Annotated in this window: 22 protein-coding genes; 13 read left to right on the forward strand and 9 right to left on the reverse strand. The window is 60.4% G+C overall.

Translation table 11 applies throughout. The features are described 5' to 3' along the window. Window positions 1-6 precede the first annotated feature (6 nt). Window positions 7-771 carry an amino acid ABC transporter ATP-binding protein gene (locus QRN46_RS18560; protein WP_285356428.1) on the forward strand — a complete coding sequence of 255 codons (765 nt, stop codon included), beginning with the start codon at window positions 7-9 and terminating at the stop codon, window positions 769-771. Between the two features lie 52 nt (window positions 772-823). On the opposite strand, the gene QRN46_RS18565 is transcribed toward QRN46_RS18560, so the two are convergent. Then, complete coding sequence (locus QRN46_RS18565; RefSeq protein WP_127796992.1) at window positions 824-1,309, reverse strand: type II TA system antitoxin MqsA family protein; 486 nt, start codon at window positions 1,307-1,309, stop codon at window positions 824-826. Next, window positions 1,306-1,617: a type II toxin-antitoxin system MqsR family toxin gene (locus tag QRN46_RS18570; RefSeq protein ID WP_201819108.1), complete on the reverse strand. Its 312-nt coding sequence runs from the start codon at window positions 1,615-1,617 to the stop codon at window positions 1,306-1,308. The genes QRN46_RS18565 and QRN46_RS18570 overlap by 4 nt, the downstream gene beginning before the upstream one ends. 166 nt (window positions 1,618-1,783) lie before the next feature. On the opposite strand from QRN46_RS18570, the gene QRN46_RS18575 reads away from it, so the two are divergent. From QRN46_RS18575 to QRN46_RS18595, 5 genes are all read left to right on the forward strand, one after another. Further along, complete coding sequence (locus QRN46_RS18575) at window positions 1,784-2,443, forward strand: FadR/GntR family transcriptional regulator (RefSeq protein WP_285356432.1); 660 nt, start codon at window positions 1,784-1,786, stop codon at window positions 2,441-2,443. Next, window positions 2,433-3,737 (forward strand): CynX/NimT family MFS transporter, encoded by a 1,305-nt coding sequence (locus QRN46_RS18580; protein ID WP_011332575.1) that lies wholly within the window; start codon window positions 2,433-2,435, stop codon window positions 3,735-3,737. The genes QRN46_RS18575 and QRN46_RS18580 overlap by 11 nt, the downstream gene beginning before the upstream one ends. Before the next feature lie 100 nt (window positions 3,738-3,837). After that, window positions 3,838-4,311, forward strand: coding sequence for a nuclear transport factor 2 family protein (locus QRN46_RS18585; protein WP_064382440.1), 474 nt, complete (start codon window positions 3,838-3,840; stop codon window positions 4,309-4,311). Between the two features lie 39 nt (window positions 4,312-4,350). Continuing rightward, a complete protein-coding gene (locus QRN46_RS18590; protein WP_064382439.1) occupies window positions 4,351-4,653 on the forward strand; it encodes a GIY-YIG nuclease family protein in 303 nt (100 codons plus the stop codon). Window positions 4,654-5,121: 468 nt separating this feature from the next. After that, window positions 5,122-6,057 carry a glutathione S-transferase family protein gene (locus QRN46_RS18595; RefSeq protein ID WP_201819110.1) on the forward strand — a complete coding sequence of 312 codons (936 nt, stop codon included), beginning with the start codon at window positions 5,122-5,124 and terminating at the stop codon, window positions 6,055-6,057. A 31-nt stretch (window positions 6,058-6,088) separates the two neighbouring features. On the opposite strand, the gene QRN46_RS18600 is transcribed toward QRN46_RS18595, so the two are convergent. After that, the gene (locus QRN46_RS18600) at window positions 6,089-6,439 is read right to left on the reverse strand and encodes a glutaredoxin family protein (protein WP_064593565.1); all 351 of its coding nucleotides are present in this window, start codon (window positions 6,437-6,439) and stop codon (window positions 6,089-6,091) included. Continuing rightward, a complete protein-coding gene (gene yejK / locus QRN46_RS18605; protein ID WP_007957356.1) occupies window positions 6,439-7,443 on the reverse strand; it encodes a nucleoid-associated protein YejK in 1,005 nt (334 codons plus the stop codon). Before yejK ends, QRN46_RS18600 begins: the two co-directional genes overlap by 1 nt. Before the next feature lie 396 nt (window positions 7,444-7,839). Between yejK and QRN46_RS18610 the strand changes: the two genes are divergently transcribed. After that, window positions 7,840-8,121 (forward strand): HU family DNA-binding protein, encoded by a 282-nt coding sequence (locus tag QRN46_RS18610; protein WP_003221909.1) that lies wholly within the window; start codon window positions 7,840-7,842, stop codon window positions 8,119-8,121. Between the two features lie 122 nt (window positions 8,122-8,243). On the opposite strand, the gene rlmF is transcribed toward QRN46_RS18610, so the two are convergent. The 5 genes from rlmF to QRN46_RS18635 all read right to left on the reverse strand — a co-directional run bounded on the left by rlmF (window position 8,244) and on the right by QRN46_RS18635 (window position 14,829). Beyond that, window positions 8,244-9,266: a 23S rRNA (adenine(1618)-N(6))-methyltransferase RlmF gene (rlmF, locus tag QRN46_RS18615; RefSeq protein WP_011332580.1), complete on the reverse strand. Its 1,023-nt coding sequence runs from the start codon at window positions 9,264-9,266 to the stop codon at window positions 8,244-8,246. Between the two features lie 133 nt (window positions 9,267-9,399). Further along, window positions 9,400-12,246 carry a valine--tRNA ligase gene (locus tag QRN46_RS18620; RefSeq protein WP_011332581.1) on the reverse strand — a complete coding sequence of 949 codons (2,847 nt, stop codon included), beginning with the start codon at window positions 12,244-12,246 and terminating at the stop codon, window positions 9,400-9,402. A 199-nt stretch (window positions 12,247-12,445) separates the two neighbouring features. After that, the gene (locus QRN46_RS18625) at window positions 12,446-12,841 is read right to left on the reverse strand and encodes a hypothetical protein (RefSeq protein WP_064382433.1); all 396 of its coding nucleotides are present in this window, start codon (window positions 12,839-12,841) and stop codon (window positions 12,446-12,448) included. A gap of 8 nt (window positions 12,842-12,849) precedes the next feature. After that, the gene (locus QRN46_RS18630; protein WP_011332583.1) at window positions 12,850-13,278 is read right to left on the reverse strand and encodes a DNA polymerase III subunit chi; all 429 of its coding nucleotides are present in this window, start codon (window positions 13,276-13,278) and stop codon (window positions 12,850-12,852) included. A gap of 60 nt (window positions 13,279-13,338) precedes the next feature. Continuing rightward, window positions 13,339-14,829, reverse strand: coding sequence for a leucyl aminopeptidase (locus QRN46_RS18635; protein ID WP_011332584.1), 1,491 nt, complete (start codon window positions 14,827-14,829; stop codon window positions 13,339-13,341). 307 nt (window positions 14,830-15,136) lie between these two features. On the opposite strand from QRN46_RS18635, the gene lptF reads away from it, so the two are divergent. The 6 genes from lptF (at window position 15,137) to era (ending at window position 21,912) form a co-directional block, all read left to right on the forward strand. Beyond that, a complete protein-coding gene (lptF, locus tag QRN46_RS18640) occupies window positions 15,137-16,258 on the forward strand; it encodes an LPS export ABC transporter permease LptF (RefSeq protein WP_011332585.1) in 1,122 nt (373 codons plus the stop codon). Next, a complete protein-coding gene (gene lptG / locus QRN46_RS18645) occupies window positions 16,251-17,312 on the forward strand; it encodes an LPS export ABC transporter permease LptG (protein ID WP_011332586.1) in 1,062 nt (353 codons plus the stop codon). Before lptF ends, lptG begins: the two co-directional genes overlap by 8 nt. 172 nt (window positions 17,313-17,484) lie before the next feature. Beyond that, entirely contained in the window at window positions 17,485-19,281 is a 1,797-nt protein-coding gene (lepA, locus tag QRN46_RS18650) for a translation elongation factor 4 (protein WP_011332587.1), read from the forward strand. Window positions 19,282-19,290: 9 nt separating this feature from the next. Beyond that, window positions 19,291-20,145 (forward strand): signal peptidase I, encoded by an 855-nt coding sequence (lepB, locus tag QRN46_RS18655; protein ID WP_011332588.1) that lies wholly within the window; start codon window positions 19,291-19,293, stop codon window positions 20,143-20,145. 182 nt (window positions 20,146-20,327) lie between these two features. Next, entirely contained in the window at window positions 20,328-21,017 is a 690-nt protein-coding gene (rnc, locus tag QRN46_RS18660) for a ribonuclease III (RefSeq protein ID WP_011332589.1), read from the forward strand. Then, on the forward strand, window positions 21,010-21,912 hold the full coding sequence (gene era, locus QRN46_RS18665; RefSeq protein ID WP_011332590.1) for a GTPase Era: 903 nt from the start codon (window positions 21,010-21,012) through the stop codon (window positions 21,910-21,912). Before rnc ends, era begins: the two co-directional genes overlap by 8 nt. Window positions 21,913-21,979 lie beyond the last annotated feature (67 nt).

Here is a 21,979-nt window from a genome sequence, read left to right on the forward strand (position 1 = left end):
TTTTCGATGAGCGAAGCAATCAAAAAGCCAGTGGGCCCTGAAGGCATCATTCAGATGCAGGGCGTGAACAAGTGGTACGGCCAGTTCCACGTGCTGAAAGACATCAACCTCAACGTGCGTCAGGGTGAGCGTATCGTGCTGTGCGGCCCGTCGGGTTCCGGCAAATCCACCACCATCCGCTGCCTCAACCGTCTGGAAGAGCACCAGCAGGGCCGCATCGTGGTCGATGGCGTGGAGCTGACCAACGACCTCAAGCAGATCGAAGCGATCCGCCGTGAAGTCGGCATGGTGTTCCAGCACTTCAACCTGTTCCCGCACCTGACCATCCTGCAGAACTGCACCCTGGCGCCGATGTGGGTGCGCAAGATGCCCAAACGCAAGGCCGAGGAAATCGCCATGCATTACCTGGAACGCGTACGCATTCCGGAGCAGGCGCACAAGTACCCGGGGCAACTGTCCGGCGGTCAGCAGCAGCGTGTGGCGATCGCCCGCGCACTGTGCATGAAACCGAAAATCATGCTGTTCGACGAACCGACCTCGGCACTCGACCCGGAGATGGTGAAAGAGGTGCTCGACACCATGATCGGCCTGGCCGAAGACGGCATGACCATGCTCTGCGTGACCCACGAAATGGGCTTCGCCCGCACCGTGGCCAACCGCGTGATCTTCATGGACAAGGGCGAAATCGTCGAGCAGGCGACACCGAACGACTTCTTCGACAATCCTCAGAATGATCGTACGAAGCTGTTCCTGAGTCAGATCCTGCATTGAGATCTGATGAGTAAAAACAACCCGGCCTTGTGCCGGGTTTGTTTTTTGTGGGTCAGGAGGCGGTGAGGGCTTCTTGTTCTTTGTGCTCGGTGAACTTGAAAGCCCCCCTCAAATCAGCCCCTTCGGCCAGGTTTCTCGCATCGGCAAGCAAGTGTGGATAGCGATCCAGCAGACGCATAAGTAGCATCAATGCTTTCGGCGGAAGTACCTCGCCGCGTTCGTATCGTGAAAATGCGTTGTGCCCGCCTCCTGAAAGCAATTGCACCGTTTCCTTTTGCGTCAGATGCAGTTTGCGGCGGATCCTTTTCATTTCGTTACCTATCATTTTTCTACAGGCGAGAACGAGTTCATCGCATGCATCCGAATAGCGCTGCCCGCACTCGTCATCCAATTCGACCTCGCCGCACTTCTGGCACTCCCAGCCCGACAAGTCGTCGATGCGACGCTCCATTCCCTTGGCGCTCAAGGTTTCGCCTCGACCTTTGAAATGCACCATGCCTTCCGGGGCGCCGCAACTGAAACACTGCTGCGTGTTCATGAATTGTTCTCCTTGAAGGAGATCACGGGTGGGCGCCTGTCGTAGTGATAGGACACCTTGATGTAAATCTCCAAACCATGTGATTGGATGTGATAGACGTCTTGCCAGATACGATGGTCGTCATAAGTCGTCATCGATTTGTACAGCATGCCGCGCTGCAGTCTGAGAACGATTTCCTGCATTTCTGCGAGACTCAGTTCGAGTGCAGTCCCAGTCTTTCTCGCCGTGTGCGTGAATGCCTTCCAACCGAGTCGCCTGACATCCGCCTTGATCACCGCCAAGTCGTAATGGGGTGTGTTCTTTTCCATAAGAAACCAAAACCCTGTCCCTGAAATTACCCTTAAAGGGTAATTTTGACCAATCGAAAATCCCGCTCCATTTGCCTCTCTCTGACCCTAGGTGGTTGCTGTCCTACGAGGAGCTGACTAACATGTCAGAAAATTCATCCCATGATTGGATGAAGGGGCGAATCCTATGTCAGACATTTCTCCACTCATTAAGCGATCCCTGGTCGACCAAGCCCTGGATCAGTTGCGCCAGCGCATTACCGACGGCACGTGGCAAGTCGGTCAGCGATTGCCGACCGAGTCCGAGCTGTGCGCCGAACTGGGCATCAGCCGCAACACCGTTCGCGAGGCGATGCGGGTGCTGGCGTTTTCCGGGTTGATCGAGATCCGTCAAGGTGACGGCAGTTACCTGCGGGCGGTGGTCGATCCGATGGACACGCTCAAGGCGCTGTCCAAATGCTCGCTGGACCAGGCCCGGGAGACCCGGCACATCCTTGAAGTCGAGGCCATTGGCCTGGCGGCCTTGCGTCGTACCGATGAAGACCTCGTCGCGTTGCGCGAGGCGCTGGGTGTTGCCGGCAGCCACTACCACGGCGACCTCGACAGTTACATCCGCTGCGATCTGGTGTTCCACCGCCGTCTGGTGGACGCCGCGCACAACCCCACCCTCAGCGAGCTGTATCGCTATTTTTCCAGCATCGTCGGCGCGCAATTGCGCCAGACCCTGAACATCGTCCCCCGTCGACAGGAAGTCTTCGATTTGCACGTCGCCTTGCTTGAGGCTGTCGAGCAGCGCGATCCGGAGCGGGCCAAAGCCCTGTCGAGGCAGTTGATCAATGAACCTTGAAACCGAGAAAACCATGTCCCGCCCAGAAGTTTCCCCAGCACCCGTTCGCAAGGCCGAGCTCGAAGAGTTGTTGATCGACGCCGAAGCCGATGACGAGCAGGTGCAGCAAAGCCATCCGCTGGTGCGGCGTCCGTGGCTGTTGCTGTTGGGGCTGATCCTGGTGGCGTTGAACCTGCGTCCGGCGCTGTCGAGCATGGCGCCGTTGCTCGGTGAAGTGTCGAAAAGTCTCGGTTTGTCCGCTGCTCAAGCGGGGTTGCTGACGACGTTGCCAGTGCTCTGCCTTGGGTTGTTCGCACCTCTGGCCCCATTGCTCGCACGGCGTTTCGGTGCCGAACGGGTGGTACTGGGGATTCTTCTGACACTGGCCGGCGGCATCATCCTGCGCAGCAGTTTCGGTGAGATCGGTCTGTTCGCCGGCAGCGTGCTGGGTGGCGCGAGCATCGGCATCATCGGCGTGTTGCTGCCGGGCATCGTCAAACGCGACTTCGCCAAACACGCCGGCACCATGACCGGCGTCTACACCATGGCCCTGTGCCTGGGCGCGGCAATGGCGGCAGGATCGACCGTGCCATTGAGCGAACACTTTGACCACAGCTGGGCCATGGGCCTGGGTTTCTGGGTGATTCCGGCGCTGGTGGCGGCAGTGTTCTGGCTCCCGCAAATCGGCCAGAAGCATGGTGCACACAACGTTGCCTACCGGGTGCGCGGTTTGCTGCGGGATCCGCTGGCCTGGCAAGTGACCTTGTACATGGGCCTGCAATCGTCGCTGGCCTACATCGTGTTCGGCTGGCTGCCGTCGATCCTTATCGGTCGCGGGCTGACGCCGACCCAGGCCGGGCTGGTGCTGTCCGGATCGGTGATCATCCAGCTCGCCAGCTCCCTGGCGGCACCGTGGCTGGCCACACGTGGCAAAGATCAGCGGCTGGCGATCGTGGTGGTGATGGCGTTGACCCTGGGCGGCCTGTTCGGTTGCCTCTTCGCGCCGATCGAAGGCCTGTGGGGCTGGGCGATCCTGCTGGGCCTGGGGCAGGGCGGCACGTTCAGCCTGGCGCTGACCCTGATCGTGCTTCGCTCGCGGGATTCCCATGTCGCGGCCAACCTGTCGAGCATGTCCCAGGGCTTTGGCTACACCCTCGCGTCGATGGGGCCGTTCGCGGTCGGCGTAGTGCATGACTGGACCGGTGGCTGGAACGCCGTAGGCTGGATTTTCGGCATCATTGGTGCGGGTGCAATCCTCGCTGGCCTCGGTGCCGGACGTGCGCTGTACGTGCAGGTGGTCAGCGAAAAGGTCTGATGCGCACATACTGTCGGTATTCGAAATGCGAATGCCGATAGTGTTTCAGGCGTTTGCGGATTATCGTGCTGGCAATCTGTACCTTTCCTGGAGATTGCCCATGAGTGAAGAAGCCCACAGCGCCCTGATCACCCGTTTCTACCAGGCCTTCCAGCGCCTCGACGCCGAGGCCATGGCCGCCTGCTACACCGACGACGTGGTGTTCAGCGATCCGGCCTTCGGCGAGCTGCGCGGTCGTGATGCCGGCGACATGTGGCGCATGCTCACCACTCGCGCCAAGGACTTCTCCCTGACCTTCAACAACGTCCGCGCCGACGAGCGCAGCGGCGGCGCCCACTGGGTGGCGACCTACCTGTTCAGCCAGACCGGCAATGTCGTGATCAACGACATCCAGGCGCGCTTCGTCTTCCGTGACGGCAAGATCTGTGAACACCACGACCACTTCGACCTGTGGCGCTGGTCGCGTCAGGCGCTGGGTTTCAAGGGGGTGTTGTTGGGCTGGACGCCTCTGGTGCGCAACGCTGTCCGTGCTCAGGCGCTGAAAGGGCTGAAGGCATTTCAGGCGAGTCGCTGATAAGATCGCCACCTGTTTTTCTTACGCCTGAATTGTCCCGTGAACAGCCTCAGCGAAAATCCTCTCGATGCCGACGTTCCAGTGAGCAAATCCTGGTTCGTCTACCTCGTACGCGCCGCCAACGGTTCGCTGTACTGCGGGATCAGCGATGATCCCGTGCGCCGTTTCGCCAAGCACCAGAGCGGCAAGGGCGCACGGTTCTTTCTTTCAAGCCCGGCGATGGCGCTGGTCTACACCGAGCGTTGCCGCGACAAGGGTGATGCTTTGCGTCAGGAGCGGTTGATCAAGAAGCTCAGGAAGAGTGCGAAGGAGTGTCTGGTGGCGTCTTATCGGCCTGATTGAGCAGGTGCAAACGGTAAAATCACTGGATGTCGAAGCACTGCCTCGGGCACACAACAGGCGAAAAAAAACCGCCTTTGCGGAGCGGTTTTTTCTGTAAACGCCGGTTTGCGGCCGGGTTTACTGCATCTCAATGGACACACTAGCGTGTATTCCGAAGGCGTACGTGGTCCGGTAAGCACGCTGGAGGTTTGGCCCCCAACCGGAGGCCAAAATGTATGAAGCTTTTGCTACGTACTCTGAGCCTCGTATGGAGGTCGTTCAAAGCGTTTCGCTTTTACGAGTTCCTGCGAGATCACTTCGATGACCTGATGTAGGTTCATTGAAGTGGGAAGCCGTCTCGGCCTTGGCTGAGGCGGTTTTTTAGTGCCTTATCAACCTGACTGATCAGTTCCCATCAGCCGGATCCGTAGGCTGCGAACGAATTGCGCGCTAAGCTGCTGGCTCACTTTCTGTGCGGCGGAGCCGAGCATGTCCGAGTTGATTCTGCATCATTACCCGACCTCTCCATTTGCCGAAAAGGCCCGGCTGCTGTTGGGTTTCAAGGGCTTGTCCTGGCGCTCGGTGCACATTTCGCCGGTGATGCCGAAGCCGGATCTGACCGCCCTGACAGGCGGCTACCGCAAGACCCCGGTGCTACAGATCGGCGCTGATATCTATTGCGACACCGCGCTGATCGCCCGTCGCCTCGAGCAGGAAAAGGCCCAACCTTCGTTCTTCCCGGAAGGTCAGGAAATGATCGCCGCCAGTTTCGCCGCCTGGGCCGATTCGGTGGTGTTCCAGCATGCGGTGAGCCTCGTTTTTCAGCCGGAGTCGGTGGCGGTGCGTTTCGGCAAGTTGCCGCCGGAAGCGATCAAGGCGTTCCTCGCCGATCGTGCCGGACTGTTCAGTGGTGGCAGCGCGACCAAGCTTTCAGCCGAACAGGCCAAGCACAATTGGCCGACCCTCATGGCGCGTCTGGAGCAGCAGTTGCAGCGTGAAGACGGTGACTTCCTGCTCGGTGAGCCTTCGATTGCCGACTTCGCCATGGCCCATCCACTGTGGTTTCTCAAGGCCACGCACGTGACGGCGCCGTTGGTGGATGCTTATCCGGCAGTGTCGGCGTGGCTGGGTCGGGTGCTCGGTTTTGGCCATGGCGTGGCCAGCGAGATGAGTTCGGAGGAAGCACTGGAGATCGCGCGCAGCTCTAAGCCCGTAGCGTTGCCGGATGAGGTGTTCACTGATCCGAACGGGTTCGTGGCAGGTCAACAGGTGCTGATCGCAGCGACAGACTACGGTGTTGATCCGGTGGCCGGTGAGCTGGTGTTTGCCGGTCGCGAGGAGCTGATCCTGCGCCGTGAAGACGAACGCGGCGGAGTGGTGCATGTGCACTTCCCGCGTTTCGGTTTCCGGATCGAGAAACGCTGAAACAACTGAGGGAGCCGATTGGCTCCCTCGTTCATTTCAGTGCAGCGAGAATCTCGTCGGGATCAAACCCGCGGATCAACGTGCCATTGACGTCGATCAGCGGAATCCCGCGTCCGCCCAGCGCTTCATACGCCTTGCGTGCTTCGGCATCCTTCTCGATATCGAATTCCTTGAACGCAATGCCTTTCTGATCGAGAAAGCGCTTGGTCTGCTTGCAGTAGCCGCACCAGTCTGTGGCGTACAGCACAACCCTGGCGTTGGCGCGAACCTGCTCGGACGCCATCTGCGACGGGTTGAACACCCGCTCGATCTTGCCCCAGTTCTGATAGACCACGACCACCAGCAGAACCAGCAGAACCTTTTTCAGCACATTGCCGAGCATCAGTTGCGGCGCTTCAACTGATCGGTGAGCGAGGTCGGCAGGCCTTTGATGACCAGGGTCCCGGCTTCTTCGTCGTACTCGATTTTCGAGCCCAGCAGGTGCGCTTCAAAGCTGATCGACAGGCCTTCGGCGCGACCGGTGAAGCGACGGAACTGATTGAGCGTGCGCTTATCCGCCGGGATCTCCGGCGACAGGCCGTAATCCTTGTTGCGGATGTGATCGTAGAAGGCCTTCGGGCGTTCTTCGTCGATCAGCTCAGACAGTTCTTCCAGCCCCATGGGTTCGCCGAGCTTGGCCTGGCTGCTGGCATAGTCGACCAGGGTCTTGGTCTTCTCGCGGGCGGAATCTTCCGGCAGGTCTTCGCTCTCGACGAAGTCGCTGAAGGCCTTGAGCAGGGTGCGGGTTTCGCCCGGGCCGTCGACGCCTTCCTGGCAGCCGATGAAGTCGCGGAAGTACTCCGAGACCTTCTTGCCGTTCTTGCCCTTGATGAACGAGATGTACTGCTTGGACTGCTTGTTGTTCTGCCACTCGGAGACGTTGATCCGCGCCGCCAGGTGCAGTTGACCGAGGTCGAGGTGGCGCGATGGCGTCACGTCCAGTTGATCGGTCACCGCCACGCCCTCGCTGTGGTGCAGCAGGGCGATGGCCAGGTAATCAGTCATGCCTTGCTGATAGTGGGCGAACAGCACATGGCCGCCGACCGACAGGTTCGATTCTTCCATCAGCTTTTGCAGGTGCTCGACCGCGACCTTGCTGAACGCGGTGAAGTCCTTGCCGCCTTCCATGTATTCCTTCAGCCAGCCGCTGAACGGGAACGCACCGGACTCCGGATGGAACAACCCCCAGGCTTTACCCTGTTTGGCGTTATAGCTCTCGTTGAGATCGGCGAGCATGTTCTCGATGGCTGCGGACTCAGCCAGTTCGGAGTCACGGGCGTGCAGGACTGCGGGTGTGCCGTCGGGTTTTTTGTCGATCAAATGGACGATGCAATGACGGATCGGCATAGGCTTCTCGGCTGGTGGAAGGGAGGAGGGCGGGCTCCCCCGAAAAAGCGCCCAGTGTACCGCAACCACTGGATTTGGCGCGGGGTGAAGGGCAAATCCGGGTCACCCGACTGCCCTTATGCATTTATTTACCGATTTAGCGCAATAAACCTGACCATTTGGCTAGCTAGAGGCGGATATTTCCTTGTCTCTGTGCTAGTTTTGCCCGGTCTTGTGCGAAGTCACCGCGACAAGCATGCATTCAGCTTTTGTCAGGTCGAACCAAACCTTGATTTCGGCATCTATAACCCCGACTCGTCGTGGTTATCGCCGAGGGTGCCAGATCCAGAAGATCGGGCTCGATGGCTGACACTGCACTCTGCAATCCATATGAATTTGATAGGGAAGGAACACTACATGGCTCTTACTAAAGACCAACTGATCGCCGACATCGCTGAAGCTATCGACGCGCCGAAAACCACCGCGCGTAACGCTCTGGACCAACTGGGCCAAATCGTTGCCGATCAGCTGGAAAACGGCGGCGAAATCACCTTGCCAGGTATCGGCAAGCTGAAAGTGACCGAGCGTCCTGCCCGCACTGGCCGTAACCCATCGACTGGCGCTGCCATCGAAATCCCTGCCAAGAAAGTGATCAAGCTGGTTGTGGCCAAAGGCCTGACCGACGCTGTGAACAAGTAAGACGCAGCGATAAAAAAACCGTGCACCGGAGCGATCCGGGCACGGTTTTTTTGTGCCTGCTGTTTGTGTTTCAGCAGTAGCGGCGGCTGCTTGCGGTCAAGCGCCGCCCAGGTTGAAACGTATTACTTGCGCACCCAGCGTTCGCGCCGCCAGATCTGCTGCTCGGACTTGGTCTGGAAGGTCCAGGCGACGAAGCGGCTCTGCTTCTGCCCCTGGGACATTTCCACCACCTGGCTTTCCAGCGCACCGGCCTTCTTCAGCGCGGTTTCGATGGCAGGCAGGTTCGAGGCTTTCGAGACCAGGGTGCTGAACCACAGCACCTTGTGTGCAAAGTTCGCACTTTCGGCGATCAGTTGCGTCACGAAACGCGCCTCGCCACCTTCACACCACAGCTCGGCCGACTGGCCGCCGAAGTTCAGTACCGGCAATTTGCGCTTCGGGTCGGCCTTGCCCAGGGCTCGCCATTTGCGCTCACTGCCCTTGGTGGCCTCTTCCATCGAGGCATGGAATGGCGGGTTGCACATGGTCAGGTCAAAGCGTTCGCCGGGCTCCAGCAGGCCGATCAGGATGTGCTTGCGGTTCTCCTGCTGGCGCAGCTGGATGACCTTGTTCAGGTCGTTGGACTGAACGATGGCCCTGGCAGCGGCCACGGCGGTCGGATCGATCTCCGAGCCGAGGAAGTGCCAGCGATATTCGCTGTTACCGATCAGCGGGTACACGCAGTTGGCGCCCATGCCGATATCCAGCACATTGACGATGGCGCCGCGCGGAACCACGCCGTCGTTGTTGCTGGCCAGCAGGTCAGCCAAAAAGTGGATGTAGTCGGCACGGCCCGGCACCGGCGGGCACAGATAATCGGCCGGGATGTCCCAATGCTGGATGCCGTAGAACGATTTGAGCAGCGCCCGGTTGAACACACGCACCGCATCGGGACTGGCGAAATCGATGCTTTCCTTGCCGTACGGGTTGGTGATCACGAACTTCGCCAGTTCCGGAGTGGTCTTGATCAGCGCCGGGAAGTCGTAACGACCCTGATGGCGATTGCGCGGGTGCAGGCTGGCTTCTTTACGCGGCTCCACGGGCTTGGCCGGGGTGGCGGAGTCAGGCTTCTTGCGCGCAGGTTTCGGTGTACGTGGGGCGTTCATGGGCGTGGTCGATTCGGGTAGGGCTGAAAGTGGCGGCTATTGTCCCACAGGGCGCTGCGTTGTTGGCCGGAAAAGTGCCGGGCACAAAAAAGGGAGGCCGTTGCGGGCCTCCCTTTTTCAGTGCGATTCGCCGTTACAGGCTGGCAATCCGCGCGTGCTGCTCGGCCAGCTTGGCCAGAGCCTGTTCGGCTTCGGCCAGTTTGGCGCGTTCCTTCTCGATGACTTCGGCCGGAGCCTTGTCAACGAAACCGGCGTTGGACAGCTTGCCGCCAACGCGCTGGACTTCGCCCTGCAGACGCAGGATTTCCTTGTCCAGACGCGCCAGCTCGGCGCCCTTGTCGATCAGACCGGCCATCGGCACCAGCACTTCCATTTCGCCAACCAGCGCAGTAGCGGACAGCGGCGCTTCTTCGCCGGCCGCCAGCACGGTGATCGATTCCAGACGCGCCAGCTTCTTCAGCAGCGCTTCATTCTCGGTCAGGCGGCGCTGGTCTTCAGCGCTGACGTTTTTCAGGTAGATCGGCAGCGGTTTGCCCGGGCCGATGTTCATTTCGCCACGGATGTTGCGTGTGCCGAGCATCAGGCCCTTGAGCCATTCGATATCGTCTTCGGCCGCCGGATCGATGCGCTCTTCGTTGGCCACCGGCCACGCTTGCAGCATGATCGTCTTGCCCTGAATGCCGGCCAGCGGCGCGATGCGCTGCCAGATTTCTTCAGTGATGAACGGCATGAACGGATGCGCCAGACGCAGCGCCACTTCCAGTACGCGAACCAGCGTGCGGCGAGTGCCGCGCTGACGCTCGACCGGCGCGTTTTCGTCCCACAGCACTGGCTTGGACAGTTCCAGGTACCAGTCGCAGTACTGGTTCCAGATGAACTCGTACAGCGCTTGCGCCGCCAGGTCGAAACGGAACTGATCCAGTTGGCGGGTCACTTCGGCTTCGGTGCGTTGCAGCTGCGAGATGATCCAGCGATCCGCCAGTGACAGCTCGTAGGCTTCGCCGTTCTGGCCGCAGTCTTCGCCCTTGTCCAGAACATAACGCGCAGCGTTCCAGATCTTGTTGCAGAAGTTGCGATAGCCTTCGACGCGGCCCATGTCGAATTTGATGTCGCGACCGGTGGACGCCAGCGAGCAGAAAGTGAAGCGCAGGGCGTCGGTGCCGTAGCTGGCGATGCCGTCGGCGAACTCTTCGCGGGTCTGCTTCTCGATCTTCTTCGCCAGTTTCGGCTGCATCAGACCGGACGTGCGTTTCTGCACCAGGGTTTCGAGCTCGATGCCGTCGATGATGTCCAGCGGGTCCAGGACGTTGCCCTTGGACTTGGACATCTTCTGGCCCTGGCCATCACGCACCAGGCCGTGCACATAAACAGTCTTGAACGGAACCTGCGGCGTGCCGTCCTCGTTCTTGATCAGGTGCATGGTCAGCATGATCATCCGGGCAACCCAGAAGAAAATGATGTCGAAACCGGTGACCAGCACGTCGGTGGAGTGGAATTTCTTCAGGAACTCGGTCTTTTCCGGCCAGCCCAGGGTGGAGAAGGTCCACAAGCCCGAACTGAACCAGGTGTCGAGAACGTCGTTGTCCTGTTGCAGCGCAACGTCCGGACCGATGTTGTGCTTGGCGCGCACTTCGGCTTCGTCGCGACCGACGTAGACCTTGCCCGACTCGTCGTACCAGGCAGGAATCCGGTGGCCCCACCACAGCTGACGGCTGATGCACCAGTCCTGGATGTCACGCATCCACGAGAAGTACATGTTTTCGTATTGCTTCGGCACGAACTGGATGCGACCGTCTTCGACGGCAGCAATCGCAGGCTCGGCCAGCGGCTTGGTGGACACGTACCACTGGTCGGTCAGCCACGGCTCGATGACGGTGCCGGAGCGGTCGCCTTTCGGCACTTTCAGGTTGTGGTCGTCGACGCTGACCAGCAGGCCGGCGGCGTCGAACGCGGCCACGATCTGCTTGCGCGCTTCGAAACGCTCGAGACCGGCGTACTCGGCCGGAATCTTGCCGTCGATGCTCTCGTTCAGCGTGCCGTCGAGGTTGAACACTTGCGCTGCCGGCAGCACGTTGGCGTTCTTGTCGAAGATGTTGAGCAGCGGCAGGTTGTGGCGTTTGCCGACTTCGTAGTCGTTGAAATCGTGGGCCGGGGTGATTTTCACGCAGCCGGTGCCGAATTCAGGATCGCAGTAATCGTCGGCGATGATCGGGATGCGGCGGCCGACCAGCGGCAGCTCGACAAACTTGCCGATCAGGGCTTTGTAGCGCTCGTCGTTCGGGTTCACCGCGACGGCGGAGTCGCCGAGCATGGTTTCCGGACGGGTGGTCGCGACGATCAGGAAATCGTTGCCTTCAGCAGTTTTTGCGCCGTCGGCCAGCGGGTATTTCAGGTTCCACAGGAAACCTTTCTCGTCGTGGTTTTCCACTTCGAGGTCGGAAATCGCCGTGTGCAGTTTGGTGTCCCAGTTGACCAGACGCTTGCCGCGATAGATCAGACCGTCTTCGTGCAGGCGCACGAAGGCTTCTTTAACGGCTTCCGAGAGGCCGTCGTCCATGGTGAAGCGCTCGCGGCTCCAGTCCACGGACGAGCCGAGACGGCGGATCTGACGGCTGATGTTGCCGCCGGACTGATCCTTCCATTCCCAGACTTTCTCGAGGAATTTTTCCCGGCCCAGATCGTGGCGGTTCTGGCCCTGGGCTTCGAGCTGACGCTCCACCAGCATCTGCGTGGCGATACCGGCGTGGTCGGTGCCCGGCTGCCACAGGGTGTTGCGACCCTGCATGCGGCGGAAACGGATCAGGGCGTCCATGATCGCGTTGTTGAAACCGTGACCCATGTGCAGGCTGCCGGTGACGTTCGGCGGCGGGATCATGATGGTGTAGGAGTCGCCCGCGCCTTGCGGGGCGAAGTAGTTCTCGGACTCCCAGGTGTTGTACCAGGAAGTTTCAATGGCGTGCGGCTGGTAGGTCTTATCCATGCGCGGCGGGACCCTATTGGCATTTATTCAGGAAAAGCCGGGAAGTATAGCGGGGCATGGGGCGCAGGGCGAGCGGGGCGGGCCGGGTGGAGACTTAAATGTGGGAGCTGGCTTGCCAGCGATGCAGGCGCCACGGTTTTTCAGGAAAACCGCAGTGATGCTATCGCTGGCAGGCCAGCTCCCACAGGAGATCAGGGAATTATTCGTACTGGCCGAGAAGCCGTTCCATTCGCGCCTCGAGGCGGCGTTTTATTTCGGTTTCGATGTGCGGCGCGAAATCGTCGATCACGTCCTGCATGATCAGTTGCGCAGCGGCGCGCAGTTCGCTGTCCAGGTGCAGGAGGGCGTCGGGGCCTTTATCCACAGGCGCGACGGGCGCAGTGGCGGGCTTCACGACGGGGGCGGGAGGCGGTACGACGGCGGGCGGCTCAGTGCCGACCGAGTCGAACAACATCGGAATCTGTTCCTGTTCGCCATCATCGACCGTGTCGGTCAACAGCGGCGGTTGCAGGTTGTCATCGCCGAGCAACTGGCGGATCGACTCAAGGTCATCCAGCAGGTGCGCGGGTTTTTGCAGCGGTTTTGGAGTGTCCATCGGCGTACTCAGAGTCGCTGTAAACGGTGGTCTTGCAGAGGATAGCCCTGTTCGCGGTAGAAACGGAAACTCTCCCGCGCCGCAGTGCGGATCGCCGGATCTTCCACCACCACCTCGGCAACGCGGGCGAATTTACTGGCGAAAACCGGGACTTTCAGGTCGAGGTTGACCAGCAAGTCTGTGTGCTGGCCACAGTCCTCGCCCACTCCCAATACGATCAAACCTTCCGGCTCGCTTTCAGCCGGGCCGTGAGGCACGAAGGTTTCACCCTTGAACGCCCACAGGCGCGCATCGAGATCATCACGCTGGGCGGCATCGCTGCAATGCAGGTAGATGCGATGGCCCATGCGCCAGGCTTTATCGGTGAGCTTGCAGGCAAAGTCCAGGCGAGCCGAAGGATCGGCGCTGGGCAGGATATAAAAGTCGACTTTGGTCATTGCGGTTCCTGAGCTGCGAGCGGCGCCCCTCAAGAGAGGCGCCGCTCGCAGTCATCGGTTTCAGGCTTTGGCGCGGTCCAGCAAGTATTGGGTCAACAGCGGAACCGGACGGCCGGTTGCGCCCTTGTCCTTGCCGCCGCTGGTCCAGGCGGTGCCTGCGATATCCAGGTGCGCCCAGTTCAGGTTCTTGGTGAAGCGCGACAGGAAGCAGGCGGCGGTGATGGTGCCGGCCTTCGGACCGCCGATGTTGGCGATGTCGGCGAACGGGCTGTCCAGTTGCTCCTGGTACTCATCGAACAGCGGCAGTTGCCAGGCGCGGTCGTCGGCAGCCTTGCCGGCGCTCAGCAATTGCTCGATCAGTTCGTCGTTGTTGCCCAGCAGGCCCGAAGTGTGGGCGCCCAGGGCAACGACGCAGGCACCGGTCAGGGTGGCGATGTCGATCACCGCTTGCGGCTTGAAGCGCTCGGAGTAGGTCAGTGCATCGCACAGCACCAGACGGCCTTCGGCGTCGGTGTTGAGGATTTCCACGGTCTGGCCGCTCATGGTGGTGACGATGTCGCCCGGACGCGAAGCAGTGCCGCTCGGCATGTTCTCGGCGCAGGCCAGAATGCACACCAGGTTGATCGGCAGTTTCAGTTCCAGCACGGCGCGCAGGGTGCCGAACACGCTGGCCGCGCCACCCATGTCGTATTTCATCTCGTCCATGCCGGCGCCCGGTTTCAGGCTGATGCCGCCGGTGTCGAAGGTGATGCCTTTACCGACCAGTGCGTACGGCTTCTCGGATTTCTTGCCGCCGTTGTATTGCATGACGATCAGGCGCGGCGGCTGGGCGCTGCCCTGGCCGACGGCGTAGAACGAACCCATGCCCAGCGACTTGATCTTCTTCTCGTCGAGGACTTCGACTTTCAGATCCTTGAACTCTTTGCCGAGGTTCTTGGCTTGCTCGCCGAGGAAAGTCGGGTGGCAGATGTTCGGCGGCAGGTTGCCCAGGTTACGGGTGAATGCCATGCCGTTGGCGATCGCGGTGGCGTGGTTCACGGCGCGTTGCACTTCGGCCTGAGCGGCCTTGATGGTCAGCAGGGTGATTTTCTTCAGGGCGCGCGGTTCGGCTTTCTGGCTCTTGAACTGGTCGAAGGTGTATTCGCCGTCGACCAGGGTTTCGGCCAGCAGACGGGTCTTGCCGTAACTGTCACGGTTCTTGACGATGATTTCATCGAGTGCCAGTACGGCGTCGCTGCCGCCCAGGCCTTTGAGGGTGTTGAGGATGCCGGCGACGATCTTGCGGAACGGACGGTCGCCCAGTTCTTCATCCTTGCCCACGCCCACCAGCAGCACGCGTTCGGCTTTCAGGTTCGGCAGGCTGTGCAGCAACAGGCTCTGGCCGACCTTGCCGGCCAGGTCGCCACGCTTGAGCACGGCGCTGATGGCGCCGCCGCTCAGTTCGTCGACCTGCCTGGCGGCGGCACCGAGTTTGCGGCCTTCGCCGACGGCAACCACCAGGGTGGCGGTTTTCAACGTTTCTGGGCTAACGCTTTTTACAACCAGTTCCATGTCCGGATCCCTGAATGAATGGTCAACACACAGGCGTTCGACGTGTCCGCCGTCGCCTGCTTATAGAGAGAAGAGGCGCAGGCCAGTGCCTGCGACAGAGGCGGCAGTTTGAACCTCGCTCACCGCGCCTGACAACCCTCGGTTGTACGATCTTCAACCGATTGCACGCTTGCGTGTGTGCGCGCAGTGACAGGCGCCCTCAATCACAGGATAATGCCGCATCTTTTTTCGACGGCTCTGCCTTGCGGGCCCGTCGATACGTTTGCTTGTTTGGCCGCCTTAGCCTGACAACTCTGGAGTGTCTGGTTTGATCGTCTTCCGTTATCTGTCCCGCGAAGTCCTGTTGACCCTGAGTGCGGTAAGCGCCGTGCTGCTGGTCATCATCATGAGCGGTCGCTTCATCAAATACCTTGCCCAGGCCGCCGCGGGCCAGCTCGATCCGGGATCGCTGTTCCTGATCATGGGCTATCGCCTGCCGGGCTTCATGCAGTTGATCCTGCCGCTGGGGCTGTTCCTCGGGATTCTGCTGGCGTACGGCCGGCTGTACCTCGAAAGCGAGATGACCGTGCTTTCGGCCACCGGCATGAGTCAGCAGCGGTTGTTCCGCATGACCCTGTTTCCGGCCACCCTGGTAGCTGTGGTGGTGGCCTGGCTGAGCTTGAGCCTGGCACCGCAAGGCGCCAACCAGTTCCAGCTGCTGCTGAACAAACAGGATGCCCTGACCGAATTCGACACCCTCGAGCCGGGCCGTTTCCAGGCCTTGCGCGACGGTACGCGGGTGACCTACACCGAAACCCTCAGCGATGACCGGGTCAACCTCGGCAGCGTATTCATCTCGCAGAAGAACCTCGGTGCCAACCAGAAGGATCGCGGGATTTCCGTGCTGGTGGCGGAGAAAGGTCGTCAGGAAGTGCGTCCCGACGGCAACCGTTACCTGATCCTCGACAACGGCTACCGCTACGACGGCAGCCCGGGTCAGGCCAACTATCGCGCCATCCACTACGAAACCTACGGCGTGCTGCTGCCCAAGCCGGATGTCAGCGAGGAAGTCACCGACCGTGACGCCATGCCGACCTCGTCCCTGCTCGGCAGTGACGACATTCGCTCGAAAACCGAACTGCAATGGCGCCTGTCGCTGCCGTTGCTGGTGTTCATCGTGACCCTGATGGCGGTGCCGCTGTCGCGGGTCAATCCGCGTCAGGGGCGTTTCCTCAAGCTGCTGCCGGCGATTCTTCTTTATATGGCTTACCTGACCATCCTGATTGCCGCCCGCGGCGCCCTCGAGAAAGGCAAGATTCCACCGGCGCTCGGCTTGTGGTGGGTGCATGCGATCTTCCTGACGATCGGTCTCGGTCTGTTGTACTGGGAGCCTTTGCGCCTGAAGCTGGCCAGCCGTCGCAGCGCAGCGCTGGAGGTGGCCCGTGGTTAAACTCGACCGCTACATCGGCAGCAGCGTGTTCATCGCGATCATCGCGGTGCTGGCGATCATTCTCGGCCTGGCTACCTTGTTTGCGTTCATCGACGAGATGGGCGATGTCAGTGATACCTACACCCTGGTCGATGTCCTGAGCTTCGTGCTCCTGACCGCCCCGCGCCGGCTCTACGACATGCTGCCGATGGCGGCGCTGATCGGTTGCCTGATCGGCCTTGGCAGTCTGGCGAGCAGCAGTGAGTTGACCGTAATGCGCGCTGCCGGTGTCTCCATCGGGCGTATCGTCTGGGCGGTGATGAAGCCGATGCTGGTACTGATGCTGGCCGGTGTGCTGATCGGCGAATACGTGGCCCCAGCCACCGAAAGCATGGCCCAGGCCAACCGTTCGCTGGCGCAAGGCAGCGGCGACGCGCAAAGCGCCAAGCACGGCATGTGGCACCGCCAGGGTGACGAGTTCATTCACATCAACTCCGTGCAACCCAACGGTCGTCTGTATGGTGTGACCCGCTATCACTTCGACAAAGAACGCCATCTGCTCAGTTCGAGCTTCGCCAAGCGCGCCGAGTTCGACACCGATCACTGGCAGCTGACCGACGTGACCACCACCAAATTTCACGAGCGTAGCACCGAAGTGGTCAATACGCCGGTCGAGCGCTGGGATGTCTCGCTGAGCCCGCAATTGCTGAGCACTGTAGTGATGGCGCCGGAATCGCTGTCGATCACCGGTCTGTGGGGTTACATCCACTATCTGGCCGATCAGGGTCTGAGCAACGGTCGTTACTGGCTGGCATTTTGGGTCAAGGTGTTGCAGCCGCTGGTGACCGCTGCGCTGGTACTGATGGCGATTTCCTTCATCTTCGGTCCGCTGCGTTCGGTGACCCTCGGTCAGCGGGTGTTCACCGGCGTGCTGGTGGGCTTCACCTTCCGCATCGTTCAGGATCTGCTGGGCCCATCCAGTCTGGTGTTCGGCTTCTCGCCGCTGTTCGCGGTGCTGGTGCCGGCTGGCGTGTGTGCGCTGGCGGGTGTCTGGCTGTTGCGTCGAGCCGGTTGATGAATAAGGTTTCACCCACGCTTTAGCTTTGAAAACGCCTCGGTCGCCAGACCGGGGCGTTTTTGCATGCAATCCGGGTGACAGGCGAACGTGACGCTTGCGCCGTGTATCAGGTACAATTCCCGGCTATTTTTCGGCGGGCCAAGCCTGCAGCCTTTTTGAGTGTTGATCCGTGAGTGATTTGAGTCATATCCGCAATTTCTCCATCATCGCCCACATTGACCATGGCAAGTCGACGCTGGCTGACCGTTTCATCCAGATGTGCGGCGGCCTGGCCGAGCGTGAAATGGAAGCCCAGGTACTGGATTCCATGGATCTGGAGCGCGAACGCGGGATCACCATCAAGGCCCACAGCGTCACCCTCTATTACAAGGCCAAAGACGGCGTCACCTACCAGCTGAACTTCATTGACACCCCGGGTCACGTCGACTTCACCTACGAAGTCAGCCGTTCCCTGGCGGCCTGTGAAGGTGCGTTGCTGGTGGTCGATGCGGGGCAGGGCGTTGAAGCCCAGTCCGTGGCCAACTGCTACACCGCCATCGAGCAGGGCCTTGAGGTCATGCCGGTGCTGAACAAGATCGACCTGCCACAGGCCGAGCCCGATCGCGTCAAGGACGAGATCGAGAAGATCATCGGCATCGACGCCACCGACGCCGTCACTTGCAGCGCCAAGACCGGCCTGGGTGTCGATGAAGTACTCGAGCGTCTGGTCGCTACCATTCCTGCGCCGATCGGCAACATCGAAGATCCGCTGCAAGCGTTGATCATCGACTCCTGGTTCGACAACTACCTGGGCGTAGTCTCCCTGGTGCGCGTGCGTCACGGCCGCGTGAAGAAGGGCGACAAGATCCTGGTGAAGTCCACCGGCAAAGTGCATCTGGTCGACAGCGTCGGCGTGTTCAACCCGAAACACACCGCCACCGCTGACCTGAAGGCCGGCGAAGTGGGCTTCATCATCGCCAGCATCAAGGACATTCACGGTGCGCCGGTCGGTGACACCCTGACCCTGAGCTCCACTCCGGACGTTCCGGTGCTGCCAGGTTTCAAACGCATCCAGCCGCAGGTTTACGCCGGTCTGTTCCCGGTCAGTTCCGACGATTTCGAGGACTTCCGCGAAGCGTTGCAGAAACTGACCCTGAACGACTCGTCGCTGCAATACACCCCGGAAAGCTCCGACGCACTGGGCTTCGGCTTCCGTTGCGGCTTCCTCGGCATGCTGCACATGGAGATCATCCAGGAGCGCCTGGAGCGCGAATACGACCTGGACCTGATCACCACGGCGCCAACCGTAATCTTCGAACTGGTGCTGAAAACCGGTGAAACGATTTACGTGGACAACCCGTCGAAGCTGCCGGACGTCTCGTCGATCGAAGACATGCGCGAGCCGATCGTGCGCGCCAACATCCTGGTACCGCAGGAACACCTGGGCAACGTCATCACTCTGTGCATCGAGAAACGCGGTGTGCAGGTCGACATGCTGTTCCTCGGCAATCAGGTGCAAGTGACCTACGACTTGCCGATGAACGAAGTGGTCCTGGACTTCTTCGACCGTCTGAAATCCACCAGCCGCGGCTATGCTTCGCTGGACTACCATTTCGATCGTTACCAATCGGCTAATCTGGTGAAACTGGACGTGCTGATCAACGGCGACAAGGTCGACGCTCTGGCGCTGATCGTGCACCGTGACAATTCGCACTTCAAAGGTCGCCAGTTGACCGAGAAGATGAAAGAACTGATTCCTCGTCAGATGTTCGACGTGGCCATCCAGGCTGCCATTGGCGGTCAGATCGTCGCCCGGACAACCGTCAAGGCACTCAGAAAGAACGTATTGGCCAAGTGCTACGGCGGCGACGTCAGCCGTAAGAAAAAACTGCTTGAGAAGCAGAAGGCCGGTAAGAAACGCATGAAACAGGTCGGCAACGTGGAAATTCCACAAGAAGCCTTCCTCGCCGTGCTCAGGTTGGAATAGTCAGGTCCTATGTCACTAAATTTCCCGCTGTTGCTGGTCATTGCCGTGTTCGTCTGCGGTCTGTTGGCGTTGCTCGATCTGTTGATCCTGGCACCGCGTCGGCGTGCCGCCATCGCCTCCTATCAGGGCAGCGTCAGCCAGCCTGATGTGGTGGTGGTCGAGAAGCTGAACAAGGAACCGCTGCTGGTCGAGTACGGCAAGTCGTTCTTCCCGGTGCTGTTCATCGTGCTGGTGCTGCGTTCGTTTCTGGTGGAGCCGTTCCAGATTCCGTCCGGCTCGATGAAACCGACCCTGGACGTCGGCGACTTCATTCTGGTGAACAAGTTTTCCTACGGGATCCGTTTGCCGGTGATCGACAAGAAGATCATCGAAGTCGGTGACCCGCAGCGCGGCGATGTGATGGTGTTCCGCTACCCGAGCGACCCGAACGTCAACTACATCAAGCGTGTAGTCGGCCTGCCGGGCGACACCGTGCGGTACACCGCCGACAAGCGTCTGTTCGTCAACGGCGAGTCGATTGCCGAACAACTGGTCGGCTCCGAGCCGGGCACGCTGGGCAGCGCGGAACTCTACAAGGAAAAACTCGGCGTCGCCGAGCACCTGATCCGCAAGGAAATGAGCCGCTACCGCGCCACGCCGGACCATACCTGGACCGTGCCGGCCGGGCACTACTTCATGATGGGCGACAACCGCGACAACTCGAACGACAGTCGTTACTGGGATGATCCGAACATTCCCAAGGATCTGCTGGGCATGGTTCCCGACCAGAACATCGTCGGCAAGGCCTTCGCGGTCTGGATGAGCTGGCCGGAACCGAAACTCAGCCACCTGCCGAATTTCTCGCGGGTCGGCCTGATCAAGTAAACAAACACGGCGCTGTTGACCACAGCGCCGAATGCATTTCTGGCGTCGGCACAACCGGCTCCGGGGCATGAAGCCACGATATTCAGGACGTCATTTTTGAACACAGCGTTAATTGTCCCAGGCCTGCGCCGTATCCCGGCGATGGCAGTGGAATCCAGCCACGAACTCAGCGTGGGTAAACCGTGAGCGTTTCTCTAAGCCGTCTCGAGCGTCAGCTCGGTTACACCTTCAAGGACCAGGAACTGATGGTCCTGGCCCTTACGCACCGCAGCTTTGCCGGACGCAACAACGAGCGTCTGGAATTCCTCGGCGATGCGATCCTCAACTTTGTGGCCGGCGAAGCCCTGTTCGACCGTTTCCCGCTGGCTCGTGAAGGCCAGTTGTCGCGTTTGCGCGCGCGCTTGGTAAAAGGTGAGACGCTGGCGGTGCTGGCCCGCGGTTTCGATCTGGGTGATTACCTGCGTCTGGGTTCCGGCGAGTTGAAGAGCGGCGGTTTCCGTCGCGAATCGATTCTGGCTGACGCCCTTGAAGCACTGATCGGTGCGATCTACCTCGACGCCGGCATGGAAGTCGCCCGCGAACGCGTACTGGCCTGGCTGGCCGGCGAGTTCGAAGGCCTGACGCTGGTCGATACCAACAAGGATCCGAAGACGCGCCTGCAGGAATTCCTGCAATCGCGCGGCTGCGAACTGCCGCGCTACGAAGTGGTGGACATCCAGGGCGAGCCGCACTGCCGTACCTTCTTCGTCGAGTGCGAAGTTGTCCTATTGAATGAAAAAAGCCGGGGTCAGGGTGTGAGCCGTCGTATTGCCGAACAGGTAGCGGCCGCCGCAGCACTGATTGCCCTGGGTGTGGAGAATGGCAATGACTGATACAAACGCAACGCGCTGTGGCTATGTTGCCATCGTCGGCCGTCCAAACGTGGGCAAGTCCACGCTGCTGAACCACATCCTCGGCCAGAAGCTGGCAATCACCTCGCGCAAGCCGCAGACCACTCGCCACAACATGCTCGGGATCAAGACCGAGGGTGACGTGCAGGCGATCTACGTCGACACCCCCGGCATGCACAAGGGTGGCGAAAAAGCCCTGAACCGCTACATGAACAAGACCGCTTCGGCGGCGTTGAAAGACGTCGACGTGGTGATCTTCGTGGTCGATCGCACCAAGTGGACCGAAGAAGATCAGATGGTGTTGGAGCGCGTGCAGTACGTGACCGGCCCGCTGATCGTCGCGCTGAACAAGACCGACCGCATCGAAGACAAGGCCGAGCTGATGCCCCACCTGTCGTGGTTGCAGGAACAGCTGCCGAACGCGCAGATCATTCCAATCTCGGCGCAGCAGGGGCACAACCTCGACGCGCTGGAAAAGGTTATCGCCGATCATCTGCCGGAGAACGATCACTTCTTCCCGGAAGACCAGATCACCGACCGCAGCAGCCGCTTCCTCGCCGCCGAACTGGTGCGCGAGAAGATCATGCGCCAGCTCGGCGCCGAGCTGCCGTACCAGATCACCGTGGAAATCGAAGAGTTCAAGCAGCAGGGTGCGACGCTGCACATCCATGCGCTGATCCTCGTCGAGCGTGACGGCCAGAAGAAAATCATCATTGGCGACAAGGGCGAGCGCATCAAGCGCATCGGCACCGAGGCGCGCAAGGACATGGAGCTGCTGTTCGACTCCAAGATCATGCTCAACCTGTGGGTCAAGGTGAAGGGCGGCTGGTCCGACGACGAGCGTGCGCTGCGTTCGTTGGGTTACGGCGACCTGTAAGCGCTGATCCCGAGAACACCGATACCCACTGTGGGAGCGAGCCTGCTCGCGATAGCGGTATTTCAGT

Source organism: Pseudomonas sp. lyk4-R2A-10 (assembly GCF_030209075.1).
Lineage (GTDB): Bacteria > Pseudomonadota > Gammaproteobacteria > Pseudomonadales > Pseudomonadaceae > Aquipseudomonas > Aquipseudomonas glycinae.

Excerpts from the sequence above, each read along its gene's own strand:
- era (WP_011332590.1), top strand. The coding sequence starts at position 21,010 with ATGACTGATACAAACGCAACGCGCTGTGGCTATGTTGCCATCGTCGGC.
- QRN46_RS18610 (WP_003221909.1), top strand. The coding sequence starts at position 7,840 with ATGGCTCTTACTAAAGACCAACTGATCGCCGACATCGCTGAAGCTATC.
- QRN46_RS18560 (WP_285356428.1), top strand. The coding sequence starts at position 7 with ATGAGCGAAGCAATCAAAAAGCCAGTGGGCCCTGAAGGCATCATTCAG.
- QRN46_RS18600 (WP_064593565.1), bottom strand. The coding sequence starts at position 6,439 with ATGCTCGGCAATGTGCTGAAAAAGGTTCTGCTGGTTCTGCTGGTGGTC.
- QRN46_RS18580 (WP_011332575.1), top strand. The coding sequence starts at position 2,433 with ATGAACCTTGAAACCGAGAAAACCATGTCCCGCCCAGAAGTTTCCCCA.
- QRN46_RS18625 (WP_064382433.1), bottom strand. The coding sequence starts at position 12,841 with ATGGACACTCCAAAACCGCTGCAAAAACCCGCGCACCTGCTGGATGAC.
- QRN46_RS18620 (WP_011332581.1), bottom strand. The coding sequence starts at position 12,246 with ATGGATAAGACCTACCAGCCGCACGCCATTGAAACTTCCTGGTACAAC.
- rlmF (WP_011332580.1), bottom strand. The coding sequence starts at position 9,266 with ATGAACGCCCCACGTACACCGAAACCTGCGCGCAAGAAGCCTGACTCC.
- QRN46_RS18595 (WP_201819110.1), top strand. The coding sequence starts at position 5,122 with ATGTCCGAGTTGATTCTGCATCATTACCCGACCTCTCCATTTGCCGAA.
- QRN46_RS18585 (WP_064382440.1), top strand. The coding sequence starts at position 3,838 with ATGAGTGAAGAAGCCCACAGCGCCCTGATCACCCGTTTCTACCAGGCC.
- QRN46_RS18570 (WP_201819108.1), bottom strand. The coding sequence starts at position 1,617 with ATGGAAAAGAACACACCCCATTACGACTTGGCGGTGATCAAGGCGGAT.
- yejK (WP_007957356.1), bottom strand. The coding sequence starts at position 7,443 with ATGCCGATCCGTCATTGCATCGTCCATTTGATCGACAAAAAACCCGAC.
- lepB (WP_011332588.1), top strand. The coding sequence starts at position 19,291 with ATGTCACTAAATTTCCCGCTGTTGCTGGTCATTGCCGTGTTCGTCTGC.
- QRN46_RS18565 (WP_127796992.1), bottom strand. The coding sequence starts at position 1,309 with ATGAACACGCAGCAGTGTTTCAGTTGCGGCGCCCCGGAAGGCATGGTG.
- QRN46_RS18630 (WP_011332583.1), bottom strand. The coding sequence starts at position 13,278 with ATGACCAAAGTCGACTTTTATATCCTGCCCAGCGCCGATCCTTCGGCT.
- QRN46_RS18575 (WP_285356432.1), top strand. The coding sequence starts at position 1,784 with ATGTCAGACATTTCTCCACTCATTAAGCGATCCCTGGTCGACCAAGCC.
- QRN46_RS18635 (WP_011332584.1), bottom strand. The coding sequence starts at position 14,829 with ATGGAACTGGTTGTAAAAAGCGTTAGCCCAGAAACGTTGAAAACCGCC.